Source organism: Brevundimonas sp. UBA2416, from assembly GCF_002343105.1.
Lineage (GTDB): Bacteria > Pseudomonadota > Alphaproteobacteria > Caulobacterales > Caulobacteraceae > Brevundimonas.
The window spans coordinates 42,925-60,033 of the sequence record NZ_DDRM01000045.1 but is presented as its reverse complement, the minus strand read 5'-3'; the positions used below and the strand labels follow the sequence as shown (position 1 = coordinate 60,033).

13 protein-coding genes and 1 tRNA gene are annotated in these 17,109 nt (G+C 68.6%); 9 read left to right on the top strand and 5 right to left on the bottom strand.

All coding sequences use genetic code 11. The annotated features are described in order from the left end of the window. From B3E43_RS14705 to B3E43_RS14690, 4 genes are all read left to right on the top strand, one after another. On the top strand, window positions 1–305 hold a 305-nt coding region (locus B3E43_RS14705; RefSeq protein ID WP_292030810.1), incomplete at its 5' end, for a circularly permuted type 2 ATP-grasp protein. Further along, window positions 305–1,237 carry an alpha-E domain-containing protein gene (locus tag B3E43_RS14700; protein ID WP_292030807.1) on the top strand — a complete coding sequence of 311 codons (933 nt, stop codon included), beginning with the start codon at window positions 305–307 and terminating at the stop codon, window positions 1,235–1,237. The genes B3E43_RS14705 and B3E43_RS14700, both read left to right, overlap by 1 nt. A gap of 3 nt (window positions 1,238–1,240) precedes the next feature. Continuing rightward, on the top strand, window positions 1,241–2,068 hold the full coding sequence (locus B3E43_RS14695) for a transglutaminase family protein (protein WP_292030805.1): 828 nt from the start codon (window positions 1,241–1,243) through the stop codon (window positions 2,066–2,068). Window positions 2,069–2,142: 74 nt separating this feature from the next. Further along, window positions 2,143–2,907 carry a peptidase gene (locus B3E43_RS14690; protein ID WP_292030804.1) on the top strand — a complete coding sequence of 255 codons (765 nt, stop codon included), beginning with the start codon at window positions 2,143–2,145 and terminating at the stop codon, window positions 2,905–2,907. A 51-nt stretch (window positions 2,908–2,958) separates the two neighbouring features. Here B3E43_RS14690 and B3E43_RS14685 read toward each other — a convergent pair whose 3' ends face one another. After that, window positions 2,959–6,309, bottom strand: coding sequence for an amidohydrolase family protein (locus tag B3E43_RS14685; RefSeq protein ID WP_292030803.1), 3,351 nt, complete (start codon window positions 6,307–6,309; stop codon window positions 2,959–2,961). A 167-nt stretch (window positions 6,310–6,476) separates the two neighbouring features. Between B3E43_RS14685 and B3E43_RS14680 the strand changes: the two genes are divergently transcribed. The 3 genes from B3E43_RS14680 (at window position 6,477) to B3E43_RS14670 (ending at window position 8,718) form a co-directional block, all read left to right on the top strand. Continuing rightward, window positions 6,477–7,040 (top strand): hypothetical protein, encoded by a 564-nt coding sequence (locus tag B3E43_RS14680; RefSeq protein ID WP_292030802.1) that lies wholly within the window; start codon window positions 6,477–6,479, stop codon window positions 7,038–7,040. A gap of 126 nt (window positions 7,041–7,166) precedes the next feature. Continuing rightward, window positions 7,167–7,805, top strand: coding sequence for a hypothetical protein (locus B3E43_RS14675; RefSeq protein WP_292030801.1), 639 nt, complete (start codon window positions 7,167–7,169; stop codon window positions 7,803–7,805). A 16-nt stretch (window positions 7,806–7,821) separates the two neighbouring features. Further along, window positions 7,822–8,718, top strand: coding sequence for a FecR family protein (locus tag B3E43_RS14670; RefSeq protein ID WP_292030800.1), 897 nt, complete (start codon window positions 7,822–7,824; stop codon window positions 8,716–8,718). Between the two features lie 6 nt (window positions 8,719–8,724). Here B3E43_RS14670 and B3E43_RS14665 read toward each other — a convergent pair whose 3' ends face one another. Further along, window positions 8,725–13,314 (bottom strand): cadherin domain-containing protein, encoded by a 4,590-nt coding sequence (locus tag B3E43_RS14665; RefSeq protein WP_292030799.1) that lies wholly within the window; start codon window positions 13,312–13,314, stop codon window positions 8,725–8,727. Window positions 13,315–13,661: 347 nt separating this feature from the next. Beyond that, window positions 13,662–13,737, bottom strand: a tRNA-Lys gene (locus B3E43_RS14660). Between the two features lie 202 nt (window positions 13,738–13,939). Between B3E43_RS14660 and B3E43_RS14655 the strand changes: the two genes are divergently transcribed. Both B3E43_RS14655 and B3E43_RS14650 read left to right on the top strand, forming a co-directional pair. Further along, on the top strand, window positions 13,940–15,391 hold the full coding sequence (locus tag B3E43_RS14655; protein ID WP_292030798.1) for an amino acid permease: 1,452 nt from the start codon (window positions 13,940–13,942) through the stop codon (window positions 15,389–15,391). Then, window positions 15,391–15,744, top strand: coding sequence for an Hpt domain-containing protein (locus B3E43_RS14650; protein WP_292030797.1), 354 nt, complete (start codon window positions 15,391–15,393; stop codon window positions 15,742–15,744). The genes B3E43_RS14655 and B3E43_RS14650 overlap by 1 nt, the downstream gene beginning before the upstream one ends. Here the strand turns inward: B3E43_RS14650 and B3E43_RS14645 are convergent. Further along, entirely contained in the window at window positions 15,741–16,085 is a 345-nt protein-coding gene (locus tag B3E43_RS14645) for a chorismate mutase (RefSeq protein ID WP_292030795.1), read from the bottom strand. The genes B3E43_RS14650 and B3E43_RS14645 overlap by 4 nt on opposite strands. After that, window positions 16,057–16,872: a ferredoxin--NADP reductase gene (locus B3E43_RS14640; protein WP_292030793.1), complete on the bottom strand. Its 816-nt coding sequence runs from the start codon at window positions 16,870–16,872 to the stop codon at window positions 16,057–16,059. The genes B3E43_RS14645 and B3E43_RS14640 overlap by 29 nt, the downstream gene beginning before the upstream one ends. Window positions 16,873–17,109: the final 237 nt, after the last annotated feature.

Below are 17,109 nucleotides of genomic sequence, written 5' to 3'. Positions count from 1 at the left end.
GCTACGGCATGCTGGTGGGGCCGGCGTCGACCAAGGCCGAGATCGAGGCCTTCCGGAAGAAGCTGATCAACGACCCTGATGACTTTATCGCCCAGCCGACGCTGGACCTGTCGACCGCGCCGACGCTGGACAAGGGCGAACTGCACGGCCGCCACGTCGACCTCCGGCCGTTCGTGCTGTCGAGCCCGGACGGGGTGAAGGTCGCCCCCGGTGGGCTGACGCGGGTGGCGCTGAAGCCCGGCTCGCTGGTGGTCAACTCCAGCCAGGGCGGCGGAACCAAGGACACCTGGGTGCTGGATGTCTGATGCTTAGTCGTACCGCAGACAGCCTGTACTGGACCGGCCGCTATATCGAGCGGGCGGACTTCCTCGCCCGCATCCTCGAGGCCACGCTGCGCCTCGCCGCCATTCCGACGCGCGGCGACGGCGACGCGGAGACGGTCTGGGCCAGCGCCCTGGCCTCGGCGGGGGCTCCGAAGGCGCTGGGCCGGTCGCCGACCGAGAAGTCGGTGCGCGAATATCTCGCCTTCGCGCCGAACAACGCCTCGTCCATCACCGCCTGCATCACCCGCGCCCGCACCAATGCGCGCTCCGTCCGCACGGCCCTGACCATCGAGCTGTGGGAGGCCATCAACGGCGCCTGGAACGGGCTGGAGGAGCAGGGCCAGCCGACGCGGCGCGACGAGTTCGCGCGCTTCCTCGAATGGGTGAAGACGGTCACCCTGTCGGTCGAGGGCGCGACCTCGCGGACCATGCTGCGCAACGACGGCTATTATTTCCTGCGGCTTGGCGCGGCCATCGAGCGGGCTGACAACACGGCGCGGCTGCTGGACGTGAAATACCACCTGCTGCTGCCCGAGGGCGAACGCGTCGGCGGTCAGCTGGACTATTTCCAGTGGACCACCCTGCTGCGCGAGGTCTCGGCTTTGACGGCCTATCGCTGGGTCTACCGTGACTCGGTCAAGCCCTGGCTGGTGGCCGACCTGCTGGTGCTGAACCGCCAGATGCCGCGGTCCCTGGCCAGCTGCCAGGCCTCGATCGTGCGGTATCTGGAGCGACTGGCCGGCGACTACGGCCGACGCGGCCCGGCCCAGCGGCTGGCGGCGGACCGGATGCGCGCCTTCGACAATTCGCGCATGGAGGACATCTTCCAGTCCGGCCTGCACGAATACATCCAGGCCTTCCTCGGCGAGAACGGCCGCCTGGGGCAGGCCATCCATGACCAGTATCTGAGCTGACCTGTGCGCATCAGCATCGACCACGCCACCACCTATGCCTACGACCGGGCGGCGCGTTTCATCATCCAGACCCTGAGGCTGACGCCCCGCTCGTCCGAGGCGCAGCAGGTCCGCAACTGGCGGGTCGAAACCGATGTCGACGCGCGCCTGCGCAAGTCCGAGGACGCCTTCGGCAACATCGTCCACACCCTCTACACTGAACAGCCGACCCAGAGCCTGACGGTCCGGGTCTCGGGCGAGGTGATCACCGCAGACACCGCGGGTGTGGTTCCGGCGGGGCAGGAGACGCTGTCGCCTCTGGTCTTCCTGCGCGATACCGCCCTGACGCGGCGGGACAAGTTGATCTCGGTCTTCGCCTCGGAGTTTTCAGCCCATCCGCCGCTGGAGCGGCTGCACCGGTTGATGGCGGGGATCCACGGCTCGGTGGCCTTTGAGGTCGGGGTGACGACGCCGACCCACACGGCGGCAGAGGTGTTGGCCCTCGGTCGAGGCGTCTGTCAGGACCACGCTCATGTCTTCATCGCCTGCGCCCGTCAGATGGGCACGCCGGCCCGCTATGTCTCGGGCCATCTGCTGCGCCGGGACGGCAAGGACGATCAGGAGGCGGCGCATGCCTGGGCGGAGGCCTGGATACCGGACCTCGGCTGGGTCGGCTTCGATCCGGCCAACGGCATCTGTTCGACCGACCGCTATGTGCGGGTCGCGGCCGGGCTGGACTATCGCGGCGCGGCCCCGGTGCGCGGGGCCAGCTACGGCGGCGGGGGCGAGCGGCTGGCGGTGCGGCTGAACGTGCGTGATGCCGACATGCAACAGGGACAGCAACAGGCGTAGGCTGTGGGTTACCGGACGGGGGAATCTGTTACCGTGAAGACCATGACGGACGGGCAGCGGGGATTGCGCGCCGCATGACCTATTGCGTGGGCATGCTGGTTGAGGACGGGTTGGCGATGATCGCCGACACGCGCACCAATGCGGGCGTCGACAGCATCTCGACCTATCGCAAGCTGCATGTCGTCGATCGGCCCGGCGAGCGGGTGCTGGGCATCTGCACGGCCGGCAACCTCTCCGTCACCCAGACGGCCCTGGCCATGGCGCGCGAGGGCGTTCACCTGAATGTCGGCGAGCCGGCCGAGACGCTGGAGACAGCGCCGACCCTGTTCCGCTGCGCCCAGATCCTGGGCCACGCCCTGCGCAGCGTCCGGCTGTCGATCGCGCCGGCGCTGGAGGCCGACAGCCTCAACACCTCGGCCTCGATGCTGCTGGGCGGTCAGATCAACGGCGGCCAGATGGGGCTGTTCCTGATCTACAGCCAGGGCAATTTCATCGAATGCGGGCAGGACACCCCCTACCTCCAGATCGGCGAGCTGAAATACGGCAAGCCGATCCTCGAGAGCGGGCTGGCGTTCGACACCCCGCTCGCCGAGGCCGTGAAGCTGGGGCTGATCTCGTTCTCGACCACCATGCGGTCGAATGTCGGCGTGGGCGCGCCGTTCGATGTCCTGACCCTGCGCCGGGACTATTTCAGCGGCGACCAGCGGCGGATCGAACAGGACGATTCCTATTTCGCCGACCTGCACCTGCGCTGGACCCAGGCCCAGGCCGCCGCACGCCGGTCCATGCCCGAGCCGCCCTGGATGAAGCGGCCGAGGCCGTCGGCGGTCGAGGCCTGAGCGACAAAGGCGGGCCCGAACCCGGTCCCGCCTTTCCCTTCGTCCGTGGCCTCAGTGACCGTGACCGTGATCGCCGTCGGACTCCGTGTCCGCCGCCGTGTCCGAGGGCAGGGCCTCGCCGCCGGCGCTGGCGAACCAGAACGGCGCACGCGGCCGCTGGCGCGGCGCGACCTCATTCATGCCGGAGTCGTACACCCGGCCGTTTAGGACCGTGTAGGCCACCGAGGTGGTGTTGCGGATGTTCTCGAGCGGGTTCTGATCCATCACCACCATGTCGGCCAGCTTGCCGACTTCCAGCGAGCCGATGTCGCGATCCAGCCCCAGCGCCCGGGCGCCGTTCAGGGTGCCGGCGCGGATCACGTCGATCGGCGCCATTCCACCCTGGGCCAGGCTCCACAGCTCCCAGTGCGCCGCCAGACCCTCGCGTTGGCCGTGGGCGCCGATCAGGACGCTGACGCCCTGTTCGGCCAGGCGATTGGCCTCCCGGGCGACAGAGATGTGGTTCCACTCGTTGTCAGGCAGGGTTTCCGGACGGCGGGCACGGGCGTCGAGGATGCGGCGCGGGACGTACCGGGTCAGGATCGGGTGGTTCCAGACCTCGCTCTCCTGGTACCAGTAGTTTTCGCCATAGCTGCCGCCATAGGCCACAACCAGGGTCGGGTTGTAGGCCACGCCGGTCTGGCGCCAGAGCTGGTGGACGTCGTCATAGAGGTTGGCCAGCGGGATCGAATGTTCGATCGTGGTGTGGCCGTCGACGATCATCGACATATTGTGCTGGAACAGCGAGCCGCCCTCGGGGACGACCATCATGTTCAGCTGGCGCGCCGCCTCGATGATCTGCTGGCGCTGATCACGGCGGGGCTGGTTGTAGCTCTTGACGCTCCAGGCGCCCGCCGCCTGCATCCGCCGCAGGGTCGACATCGCGTCGTCCAGGTCGTCGACCTGGGCCGTGAAGGCGGTGTTGGCGCCGTACAGGATGGTGCCGGTCGAGAAGATGCGTGGCCCGACCACCCGGCCGGTCCGGGCCAGCTCACCGTGGGCGAACGTCTCACTGGTGTCGGCCGAAGGGTTGTGGATCGTGGTCACGCCGAAGGCCAGCGAGGCGTAGTTGACCCAGCTCTGTTCGGGGATGATCTCGTTCGAGGCCATGGAGCCGTGCCAGTGGGCATCGACCAGGCCCGGCATGATGGTCTTGCCGGCCATGTCCATGACCGGGACGCCGGCCGGGACAGGGGTGGTCGATGCGGGGCCGATGGCCTCGATGCGGTTGCCGTTGACGATGACGACCCCGTTCTCGATCACCTCGGCGCCGTTCATGGTGATCAGCCGGGCGCCGGTCAGGGCCATGCGGCCCTCGGGCACATCGGCCTGGACGCTGAAGCCGAGGTTGATGCCAGCTTCATCCGGCTTGGGCAGTTCCTCGGGCGCGCCCTCGACGAAGGTGAAGGCCTGATTGAGGTCGCGGGTGAACAGCTCCGGCCCTGTTGACCACTGCAGGCGGCGGGAATCACCCGACCAGCTCAGCCATTCGCCGGCGTCGCGGGTGACCCGGGCCTGGGGCAGGGATTTGCCGTCGGCGCTGATGGTGATGGGCCGGCCTGCCTGCACGAAGGGGGCGACATAGGCGTTGAACCGTTCGGTCCAGCCGATCCAGTTTCCGTCGGGCGAGACGGCGAACTCGCTGGCCCATTCCGAGGTCAGGTGGGTGCGCTCGTCATCGCCGTCCAGATCGACCGAGATCAGGGTGCGCTTGTCGCCGTCACGGCTCGACAGGAACAGGCGGTCTTCGTCGGCGCCGAACTGCGGGCTGGAGCCTTCGTCGGTGACCAGAACGGCCTCTCCGCCGCCGGTCGGGATGCGATAGACGCCCGGGTCGCGGGTCCACAGGGCCGGCATCAGCGAGCCGCCGCCGGTGGCGCGATAGACCACGGTGCGGCCGTCCGGCGAGAAGACCGGCTCGACATAGTGGCCGGGGCGCGAGGTGACCACGCGGCCCACGCCGCCCGAGGCCGGGACCACCCGGACCGAGCCGAACTCCTGGTCGTCCCAGGTGGTGTAGACGATCGACCGGCCGTCGCGGGACCAGTTCGGATAGAGCTCGAAATGGTCGCCCTGGCGCGTCAGCCGCCGCGCCGTGCCGGTCGGCAGGTCGCGGATCCACAGATTGCCTAGCGCCTCAAACACGACCTTCGTGCCGTCCGGCGAAGGCCGGGCCCAGCGGATCATGCGGACGTCGAACGCGTCAGGCGCGACCTCGACCGGGAAGCGGACGGTGTCCTGCACCCGGCGGGTGTCTGCGACGTGGAAGGGGATGTCCGCCACGGCCTGCGACGCCACATCGACGCGCTGGATACGGCCGTCGGCCCAGAAGACGATCGAGCGGTTGTCCGGGGTCCAGCTGATCGCCGGATAGACGCCGTGGACCGCCCAGGTTTCCTGCAGGTCCCGGTCGAGGCCGGAGAAGATCGGCGTCTCACGCCCGGACTCGATGTCCATGACATAGAGGACCGACTGGTAGCGCACGCGCCGGATGAAGGCGATCGACTTGCCGTCGGGTGACGGCGTAGGCCGGATCGAGCCGCCGGGGCCGGTGATATAGGGCTCGATATCGCCCGTTTCGCGATCCAGACGCCGGATGATGTAGATCTGGGTGTTGACGTCCTTGGAATATTCAAACGTCGCGCCCGGCGTCGCGTCGTCGCTGAAATACAGATACCGCCCGTCCGGCGAGAAGGCGGGCTCGCCCGTATCCTTCTGCTGCGTCCGGCGCTCGGTCATCTGCACGCCGTTTCCGCCCGAGCGGTGCCACATCCACATCTCGCCCGCGCCCAGCGAGCGGGCCGAAGTGAAATGCTTGCGCCCGACGATGAACTGGCCGTCCGGCGACCACTCCGGCTGGTTCACCAGCCGGAAGCTTTCCTTCGACACCTGGGTCGGATTGGAGCCGTCAGCCTCCATGATCCAGATGTTGTCGCCGCCCGCCCGGTCCGAGGTGAAGGCGATATGGCGGCCGTCGGGCGACCATTTCGGCTGCATGTCCCAGGCCACGCCCGAGGCGATGGCGCGCGCCTCGCCGCCGGAGACCGGCATCACATAGATGTCGCCCAGCAGATCGAAGACGATGGTCTGGCCGTCGGGGCTGACGTCCAGCGACATCCAGGTGCCGCGGGTCACGTCGATGGGGATGTCGCGCGAGGGTCCGGGCGGGTTCTGCACATCCCATTTCGGGGTTTCGGTCGCGGCGACCGCGGCTGGCTCGGCGACCGGCCCCGCCGCGGCCTGGGGCTCGACCGGCCCGGGGACGGGCGGGGCGGCGATCGGCGAGACCGGCTCGGGCGTCTGGGCGGCCGCGGGACAGGCGAGCGCCAGCAGGGCGACCGTGGTCAGAAAAGCGCGCTTCATGGTGTGTCATCCCTGGGACATCGCCGGACGTCTCGCGCCGCCGGGCGGCCGCGTCCTTGATGGGTGCAGATGAACATTGTCGCGCGGCGGAAGTCCAGTCGGGCGGCCAGCTTGACCGTCGCCTGACCCCGACCTACCGTCCGGTCAGGGTTGGGGAACGCTGTTCGATGGCTGCAAGGTCCAGTAACGGTCGGCCGACAGTCCGCGCGGCGTCCCTGGCGCTGACGCTCGCCGTCGCCCTCGGCGCTCCTGTCACTACGGCCGTCGCCCAGGATTTCGAAGCCATCCTCGCCGCGCCCGACGACGAGACCCTGAACCTTGCCTATGCGCGGGAACAGGCAGGCCTCGGCAATCTGGCGCTCGCGGCCTCGACGCTGGAGCGCATCCTCATCCTCGAGCCGAACCGGCACTCGGTGCGGCTGTTCCACGCCGTGGTGCTCTACCGGCTGGGCGACCTGCAGGGTGCCCGGGATCAGTTGCGCCGGCTGGAGGCGGTTCAGCTGACGGCGCTCCAGCGCGCTGAGGCCGACAGCTACGCGCGGCGAATCGATCAGGGTCTGGCCACCCGGTCCTTCTCCGGCAGCCTCAGCGCCGGCGTCAGCTATGAGGACGATGCCGCAGGGGCCTGGTTCACCGCCTTTGATCTGATCGGCGCCCCGCCTGCGGAAGAAGGCGTGTCCAGCGAGGTCTCGCTCATTCTTGAGGGCCGCGCCGACATCGGGCCGAGCTAGGTCTGGGAGGTCTATGGGACCGGCCTGCTCTATGATCACTCTGCCCTGTCCGGGGCGGCGATCGACTTCCAGCGCGGGGGTCTCGAGCTCGGACTGGCCCGCTCCACCCGGTTGAGCAAGTCCCGGATGGGCGCTGTGCTGCGCCATGTCCGCTTGATGGGCGAGCCCCAGCTGACCGAGGCGGGCGTGCGTGGCGATACGCGCTGGCGGATGACCAATGCCACGACCCTGAAGCTGCGCGCCGAAGCGGTCAGCCAGGACTATGACGAACCCGGTATCGAGGCCCTGGCCGGTATTCTCGGCGGCGACCGCGACGGCAGCCGCTATTCCGCGGGCATCGGCGTCAGCCACCGGTTCACATCGAGAACCACGTTCGACGCCAACCTCGACTATGAGGTCAAGTCCGCCGGCTATGGACCGTTTGGCTATTCGGGCCCGCGGCTGGGCCTCAGCCTCGATCAACGGTTCGACAAGGGCGTGTACCTGTTCGCCAGCGGCTCCGCGCGCTGGATCGAATACGACGAGCCGGATGCGGTCTTCCTCGGCGGGGCGACCCGCGACGATGTCCGGACGCATGCCCGTCTCGCCCTTGGCGCGCCGCTCAGCGCCTTTACGACGCGAGGCGCGACGGGGGATGTGCGCGAGAATGTGACCCTCGAAGGGGCCCTGAACTACAGCCGCCGCGAGTCTTCGCCGCCGCTGGCTGATTTTGACGGCTGGGGCGCAGAGCTGCGTCTGATCTGGCGGTTCGGGGCGCGCGATTGATGGCAGGAGCCCGGTCATGAGGACATTCGAGACCCTGACGTCGGCGCTCGTCCTGTGCGGCTGGCTGGCGGTGGCCGCTCCGGTTCAGGCCCAGGACTCCGTCGGGGTCAATGCGGCGATCCGCAACTCGGTCCAGACCCGCAGCTCGACCACCGGTCCCCTGCGCCCGGCCCAGCTTCGCGGCGCTGTCCGCCTCGGCGACCAGTTCGTGACCGGCCCCCGGAGCCAGGTCCAGGTGCTGTTGCGGGACCGTTCGACCTTCACTGTCGGGGCCAATGCCCGGATGACGGTCGACCGGTTTGTGGTCAGCGAGGGCGGCGGCTCGGCCGTGTCGGTGGCTCGGGGCGCCTTCCGCTTCGTCTCGGGTCGCACCGCCCGCTCGACGTCGCGCGAGGCGATCAGCACGCCCGTTGGTTCGATCGGCGTGCGCGGCACCATCGTCGAAGGGGTGGTCGGCCCGGATATCCTCGCCGCCCTCCGCGCCCAGCCTGACGTCCCGCCGTTCACGGGGGATGAGGAGACCATGCTGCTTGTGGTCCTGCGGGGGCCGGCGGGCGACGCCAGAACCTTCGACACCCCCGGCGCGGTCGACATCGAACGGAACGGGGTGACGGTGTCGCTGGAGCGACCGGGTCAGGCTTTGCTGGTCAGCAGCGACGGCGTGTTCGGTCCCTTCTTCCTGCCGGACGATGTTTCAGCGGCCCTGGGCGACCTGCTCACCCCGACGCCCGATCCGGGCGCGGACCCCGGCGGCGGCGAGATCGAGATCGCGGCGGCGGTTGAGGCCGACGACACCTCCGTCTTCGCGGACACCCTGCCGCCGCTGGATCCGGCTGAGGATTATGAGCCGCTGCCCGTGGAAGACGATCAGGGGACCTTCCCCTTCTTCCCGCCGACCCAGCCCAGCCCCTGATCCCGTTCAGGAGAAGCCGTCGTCCCGGACGGTGAGCGGCGGCGCTTCCCAAGGCATGGCATCGGCCTGACGGAACCCCGGCGTCGCAATCTGGTCCCGGAACGGGAAGAAGTCCGGCGTCTCCCGCAGATCTCCCGGATCATCCAGAACGGGCGGCAGCGTCGCCGGTTTGTCGAACAGGCCCGGCAGAACCTGCGGCGTTCCGGCCTCTCCGCCGTCGACGTCGTCGGGCGCGATGCAGATTTCCGGTCCGCTGTCCTTGGACGAAGGCTCGGCGCTGCCAGCTGTATCCAGCACGGTCACGGTAATCGCCTGCAGATCCCGGACCTGGCCGTCCGACGCCGATACGATCACGTCATAGATGTTGTCGCGGCGCAGGTCCGTCGGGGCCTCGAAATCCGGGGGGGTGATGAAGCTCAGGACGCCCGTCGCCGGATCGATCGTGAACAGGGCGGCGTCGGCGCCGCCGGCGATGCTGTAGATCACGGTACTCAGGTTGGCGTCCGTCGCCACGACCGTCGTGACGACGGTCTGGCCTTCGTCGACGTCGATGCCGACCTCCGCGCTGCCCGCTTCGGATATGATGCGGGGCGGCTCATTGTTGGCGAAGAGCAGATTGACGGTCTGGTCGTCGAACTGGAGGAATTCGCAGTCGAACACCAGGTCGTCGCCGTCCGGACCGATGACCCGAACCAGACCCACGGTGATGAACTGGATGGTGTAGGAACTGAACGGCCCCTTGAAGATCGCCGTATCGATTCCCGCTCCGCCGTCGATCCGGTCGTTGCCGCTGTCACCGCTCAGTTGGTCGTCGCCGTCCTCGCCGCGGATATCATCGACGCCGGCGCCGCCCGCCAGGATATCTTCACCGGTTCCGGCGAACAGGAAGTCGTCGCCATCCCCGCCGCTCAGTCGGTCGAGGCCGTCGCCGCCGTGCAATGTATCGTTTCCGAAGTCGCCCAGAAGCCGGTCGTCCTCGCTGCCTCCGTCGAGGGTGTCATTGCCGTCGCCGCCCTCGAGAACGTCGTCGGATGTCTCGCCGAACAGGATGTCATCATCTTCGGCGCCGAGCAGGAGATCGCGTCCGTCTCCGCCCCTGAGGGTGTCAGAACCCTGCCCACCGTCCAGGATGTCGTCGGCGTCTCCGCCGTCCAGATCGTCATTGCCGGAGCCGCCGAAGATCCGGTCGTCGCCGACGCCGCCGGACAGCGTGTCCATACCGTCGAAGCCGTTGATCACGTCGTTGCCGCGCAGGCCCGAGAGGGTGTCGTCGCCAGTCGTGCCGTTCAGTATGTCGGCCGTAAACTGGATGGCGAAGGACACCGGCGCGGACATCTCGCTGGCGGAGTTGGTGATCCGGAGGGTCAGGGCGTGGGCCGCGACCGGGATATCCGAGGTCGAGCGGTACAGCAGCGCCTCGACCAGCGCCTCGATGGAGGCTCGCGTCGTATTGGCGTTGAAATTGACGATGTAGGAACCGGTCGGCGCGGTCGCGACCGTGCCGACAGGGACGCCTCCGAAACTGACGATGCCGGTTTCGATGCTGATCTGTCCGGGCCCGGTCCCGACATTCATTATGGAGATGACATCCGTGAGGTTGAGACCAGTCACGGTCAGATTGCCGCCGTCATAGCCCACGCCTGAATCGGTGAAGGTGACGTCCGCGTCGATCTGGACGAAGGGGTCGGCCTCGTTGCGGGCCACGAAGGTGACGACCTCTGTCAGGCTGAGCATGTTCTCGGCGACATCGGTGACCGTGACCCGCAGGTTCTGGGTGTCGATGTTCACGCCGTCGGAGGCCTGGACCACGATGTCGTAATTGTTGTCCCCTCCGGCATCGAGCGGGTTTTCGAAGTCGGGCGGTGCGACAAAGGCCACCGCGCCCGTCGCCGGATCGATGCTGAACAGCCCCGCATCAGCGCCGCCCACGATCGAATAGGTGATCTGGGCCCCCGCGTCGGGATCCATGGCCACTACGGTGGTCGCCGCCCTGGAGCCCTCGGCGACAAACACGGTCGTATTGGCCCCGCCTCCGCCCGAGGTGATCACCGGGGCTTCATTGGCGTTGGTGACAGTGAGATTGATGGTTTGGGTGTCGGTCAGGGTCCCGTCAGATACCTGGACGATGACCTCATAGACATTGTCGCCGTTCTGGTCGGCAGGGGCCTCGAAATTCGGCGGATTGATCAGGCTGATCACCCCGGCCCCGTTCATCGTGAACAGGGCCGCGTCCGCGCCCCCGATGATCGAATAGGTCAGGTTGGCGCCGGCGTCCGGATCGGTCGCGGTGACCGCATTCGGCCCCAGGGTGTTCTCGGCGATGGTGTAGCCGCCGACCGCGCCGCCGCCGTTCGAGGTGATGACAGGCGCCTCATTGGCGTTGGTCACGGTCACGCTGAGGGTCTGGGTATCGGTCAGTTGGCCGTCCGAAACCTGGACGATGACCTCATAGACATTGTCCGCATTCTGATCCGCCGGAGCCTCGAAATTGGCCGGGTTGATCAGGCTCAGAACGCCCGCCGCATTGATCGCGAACAGGGCCGCGTCCGCGCCGCCGACGATGGAATAGGTCAGGTTGGAGCCGGCGTCGGGGTCGAAGGCGGTGACCGCATTCGGCCCTGTCGTGTTCTCGACGATGGTGTAGCCGCCCGTCGCGCCTCCGCCGTTGGAGGTGATGACCGGTCCGTCATTGGTTCCGGTGACGGTCACCGTGACCGTCGCGTCATTGGTCAGGCGGGTGACGTTGGCCGCGCCGAACAGGACATAGCTCGAACCGGCGTCTGTGCGGCCTGAAGGGTCGGCGTGGGGGGCGCCGATGATCAGGTCGTCGAAGCCGTCGCCGTTCACATCGCCGGCCGCCGAGACGGACTGGCCGCTGAAATCCCCGGCGGCGGCCCCGCCGATGGCGAAGCCGGTCTGGCCGTTCAGGGAGGCGAGGTCCAGCACAGCCCCGAAGCCGCCCTGACGTCCGAACACGACATAGGTTTCGCCGGCGTCGGCGCCGCCCGCGCCGTCCGCATAGAGGGCGCCGATCAGCAGGTCGTCGATGCCGTCGCCGTTGACGTCCCCGGCCGAGGCCACCGAATGGCCGGTCAGGTTCAGCGCGGCCGTGCCCGTGATCGTGAACCCCTGGGCGGCGGACATGGAGGACAGGTCCAGATTGGCTCCGAATCCGCCCGCCCGACCGAATACGACATAGGTCTCGCCGGCATTCTCGCGGCCGCCCGGGTCGGCATAGAGGGCGCCGATGACCAGATCGGCCCGGCCGTCTCCGTTGATGTCGCCGGCCGAAGCGACCGACCAGCCCGCGTGATCGCCGGCATCGACGCCCGAGATGGTGAAGCCATTGGCGCCGGTCAGGGCGCCGAGGTCGAGCTTGGCGCCGAAGCCGCCCAGCCGGCCGAACACGACATAGGCCTCGCCCGCATTCGCCCGCCCGCCCGGATCGCCCTGTGGCGCGCCGATGATCAGGTCGTCGATGCCGTCGCCGTTGATGTCTCCCGCCGCCGCGACCGAATAGCCGCTGCGGTCCACAGCGTCGGCCCCGAGGATGGCGAAACCGTTGGCGCCGGTCAGCCCGGCCACGTCGATGCCGGCGGTGAATCCGCCCGCCCGCCCGAACACGATATAGCTGGCGCCCGCATCCAGTTCGCCGGCGCCGTTCGCCTCCCGGGCGCCGAGGATCAGGTCGTCGAAGCCGTCGCCATTGATGTCGCCCGCTGACGAAACGGCGAACCCGAGCCCGTCGCCCGCGGCGCCGCCCCGGAACGTCACGCCCGTGGCGCCGTTCAGCGTCGCCAGGTCCAGACCGGCGCCAAAGCCGCCCTGACGGCCGAAGACAAGATAGGTCTCGCCGGCGTTGGCGCCTTGCGCGGCCTCGCCCCATGGCGCCCCGATCAGGAAGTCGGCCAGTCCGTCCCCGTTGATGTCGCCCGCCGCCTGCACGCTGGCGCCGCTGTAGTCGAAGGCGTTGACGCCGGTGATGGCAAAGCCTTGCGCGGCGGTCAGATTGGCGAGGTCCAGCGAGGTGCCGAAGCCGCCCTGGCGGCCGTAGACCACATAGCTGACGCCGACGTCGGTGCGGCCGGCGAGATCCGCCGACAGGGCGCCGATCAGCAGGTCGTCGATCCCGTCGCCGTTGATGTCGCCGATGCCCGCCACGGCATAGCCGCTGCGGTCGCCGGCTGCGGCGCCGTGTATCACGAAGCCGTTCGTCCCGTTGATCGCCGCGGCGTTGAATACGCCCTCCGGGGCCAGGGGCGATCCGCCTGCGTCCACCGCCGCATAGGTGAAGGTGTCCTGGGCCGTCTGACCGGCGCCGAGGCTCTGGAAGGCCGTGCCGACCTCATAGGACAGGGTCCCGTCGGTGTTGACGATCACCCGTGCGCCCGACTGCAGGGTGATGATGCTGCCGGGGGTCACGGCGACGCCGTTGATTCGGGCGACGGCGGCGACGCCGACGTCGTTGTTCAGCACCGAAATGACGACGGCCGTGCCGTCCTCGACAGCGGTTGCGGTGTCGTTGCTCGCGGTCACCGGCCGGGGCGCGTCGAGAACCGGAGGGGTGATCCCGTCGACCGGGAGCAGGGGGGGCATGACCTCCGGCCCGGGCGGCATGACCTCGGCAGGCATTGGGCGCCATCCCGTCGCCGCGGCTTCATCCAGCGGCTGGAGGCCGTCCGCTACGCCTTCGCCGGCGGATACCTCCTGCACCGACACGGGACGGGCGCGGAGGCCTGGCTCGGCGAGACCGTGCCTCGTGTAAGTGGTCCGATTGGCCATGGCCGTCCCCCCGGGGTCCGGCTTCGGGGGCGGTGGCGCTCTCCCGTCTCAAACCCGCCGAACAGTGTGCGGCGAGCCTGGCTATATGGCAACTCGTCCGCGGGAACGGGTTCACACCGAAGGTGTCCGGGACCGGGTTCGGTTCACAGGGGTTGGGACGATGGTGGGTGATGTAGGGTTCGAACCTACGACCCGCTGATTAAGAGTCAGCTGCTCTACCAACTGAGCTAATCACCCGGACCATTCGTCTGCACGGGGCCTCGCAAGGCCTGTGCCATCTGCGCGTGCGCCAGTCTGGGACCGGCTTCAGCGAGGGGGCGTACCTAATGGGAATGCCTCTCGCGTGCAAGGGGATTTCGGGCTCCGTTTCGGTTTGCCGCAGGACGGGCTAGGGTCAGTCGGAATCAGCCGCCGGGGAGCGGCGACGGGGGAAATGACCATGGCTTTCTGGAACCGCCGGCGCTCGATCGACGCCATGCTGGCCCCGCACGACGGGCCGGCGCTGAAGAAGACGCTGGGCTGGCCGCACCTGATGGCGCTGGGCGTCGGAGCGATCGTCGGCACCGGCATTCTGACCCTGATCGGGGTCGGGGCCGGGCTGGCGGGGCCGGCGGTGATGATCAGCTTCGCCCTGGCGGGTCTGGTCTGCGCCTGCGCCGCCCTCGCATACGCCGAGTTGTCGACGATGATGCCCGCGGCGGGCAGCGCCTATACCTACTCCTACGCCGTCCTGGGCGAGTTGATCGCCTGGATCGTCGGCTGGAGCCTGATCCTCGAATATTCGCTGGTGGTGTCCGCCGTGGCGGTGGGGTGGTCGGGCTATGCGGTCGGCTTCCTGAGCGGGATGGGGCTGGAGCTGCCTACGGCCCTGATGGCGGGACCGCACGTGGCGGGCGGTTTCATCAACCTGCCGGCGGTGTTCATCATCGCCGTGGTGACGGGTCTGCTGCTGCTGGGCACCCGCGAGAGCGCGACGCTGAACGCCATCCTCGTGGTGATCAAGATCGTGGCCCTGATCGCCTTTGTGGCCATCGCCCTGCCGGCCTTCGACCCGGCCAACTTCACCCCCTTCATGCCCAACGGCTTCGGCTCGCCGGCCCTTCCGTTCGCGGAACAGATCACCGGCCAGCCCGTGGTCCAGACCGGGGTCATGGCGGCGGCGGCGATCATCTTCTTCGCCTTCTACGGCTTCGACGCCATCTCGACGGCGGCCGAGGAAACCAAACGGCCCGAGCGCGACCTGGCCATCGGCATCGTCGGCTCCATGGTCGTCTGCACCGCCCTCTATCTGGTCGTCGCGGCCGCCGCGATCGGCGCCCGGCCGGTCGCCAGCTTCGCCGAAAGCCCCGAGCCGCTGGCGCTGATCCTGCGCGAAATGGGGCAGGGCGCCGCGGCGCAGTGGATCGCCGTCTCGGCCGTGGTGGCCCTGCCGACTGTCCTGCTGGCCTTCCTGTTCGGCCAGAGCCGCATCTTCCTCGGCATGGCGCGCGACGGCCTGTTGCCGCGCCGCCTGGCCCGGGTCTCCTCGCGCGGCGTCCCGGCGGTGGTCACCATCTTCACCGCCATCGTGGTGGCGGCCCTGGCCGGGATCATGCGGCTGGACGAACTGGCGTCGCTGGCCAACGCCGGGACGCTGGCGGCCTTTGCGGCGGTGGGGGTCTGCCTGATCGTCCTGCGCCTGCGCGATCCGAACCGGCCGCGCGTCTTCAAGGCGCCGCTTTGGTGGCTGGTCGGGGCGATCACCATCATCGGCTGCGTCGTCTTCTTCTTCAGCCTGCGGCCGTCGACCCAGCTGTATTTCCTCTACTGGAACATCGCCGGACTGGTGGTCTATTTCGGCTGGTCGGCCTGGAACTCGCGGCTGGCCAAGGGTGAGGAGACGGCCGGCTGATGGCCCTGCGGGACCTCTCCGGCGCGGTCGATTTCACCGTGCTGGAGCGGATGACCGGCGGCGACGACTCCATCACGGAGGAGGTGCTGGGCCTGTTCGCCCAGCAGGCCGCCCTGTGGTCGCCGCTGCTGGACGTGCGCGAGGACGGCTGGCGGGACGCGGTGCATACGATCCGGGGCGCGGCCGCGGGCATCGGCGCCGACACCCTGGCGGCGGCCTGCCAGACGGCGGAGGCGGCGGACAAGGCCGCAGCTCCGCCGCTGCTTGACCGGGTGCGGGATGCGCTGGAGATCGCCCTGGCCGATGTGGCGGCCTACCGGCACGCGCTGATGTTGAGGTCGCTGCGGGGCTAGCCGCGCGTGCGGTCCCAGACCGAGAACTCATGCGCGATGCAGCGGTCGATCAGGGTGCGCCAGACGGGCTCGGCGATGGCCGGCGACAGGCCGGCGGGACCGGCGGCGGCCAGCACCTTGGCGACCACGTCCTCGATACGGGCGTCGTCATGCACGACCGAGCGGTCCGGCTTGATGCGGGCGGCGGCGTCCATATAGCGCTGGCGCTCGGCCAGCAGCTGCACCAGGGCGCGGTCCAGCGCATCGACGCCCTGACGGACCTCGGCCATGGAGGCGCAGGCTTCCGGCGCGGTGCGCGGATCGATCGTGACACTATCCGACAAAGGCGCGCTCCAGCACATAGTCGCCCGGCTCGGCGTTCGAGCCCTCCTTCAGGCCGAAGGTTTCGAGCAGCTCGCCCGTTTCCTTGATCATGGCCATCGAGCCGCACAGCATGACGCGGTCCCGCTCGGGCGAGAAGCCGTGCGGCAGGCCCAGATCGTCAAACAGGGCCCCGGACTTGATGCGGTCGGTGATCCGGCCGGGGTGTACGAACGGCTCACGGGTCACAGTGGGATAGTAGGTCAGCTGGGCCTTCGCCTCCTCGCCGATCAGGGGATCGTCGTGGATGCCCGAGGTCAGGAAGTCGCGATAGGTCAGGTCGGCCTCGTGGCGCACCGTGTGGCAGACCACGACATGGCCGAACCGGCTGTAGGTGTCGGGATCGCGCGCCACGCTGAGCCAGGGCGCCAGTCCGGTTCCGGTCCCGATCAGCCACAGACGCTCGCCGCCGGTCAGGGCGTCCAGCACCAGGGTGCCGGTCGGCTTCTTGCCCATGAGGACGGTGTCGCCGGCCTTTATGTTCACCAGCCGCGAGGTCAGCGGGCCGTCGGGCACCTTGATCGACAGGAACTCCAGCTCCTCGGCCCAGCCGGGGCTGGCGATGGAATAGGCGCGCAGGATCGGCTTTCCGCCGTCCTCGCCGGGCAGGCCGATCATCACGAACTCGCCCGAGCGGAAACGGAAATCCTCGGGCCGGGCGATGGCGAAGCTGAACAGCTGGTCGGTCCAGTGGCGCACCCACAGCACTTCCAGCTCATGGAAGGCGGAGGCTTTCGCGGGCGGGGAGGCGGCGGCGACGTCGGTCATTGCGCGCTTATTAGGGGGTGAGAGGCGAGGGGGGAAGGGATGCGGTGTCACGTCGGGCTTGTTCCTGGCGCATCGCTCCCGATGCTGTCTTCCCGCCCCTGATCATCACGTCCCTTTTCGCCCCCGACCGTACCTTTTCGCCCCCCGTTCCCGTCGGCCCGACCGACCAGCGGCCCTCGTGCGACCGAAGTTGACGCAGCCATCTGCCTCTATGTGAAACGGCCACGGAGACGGGAT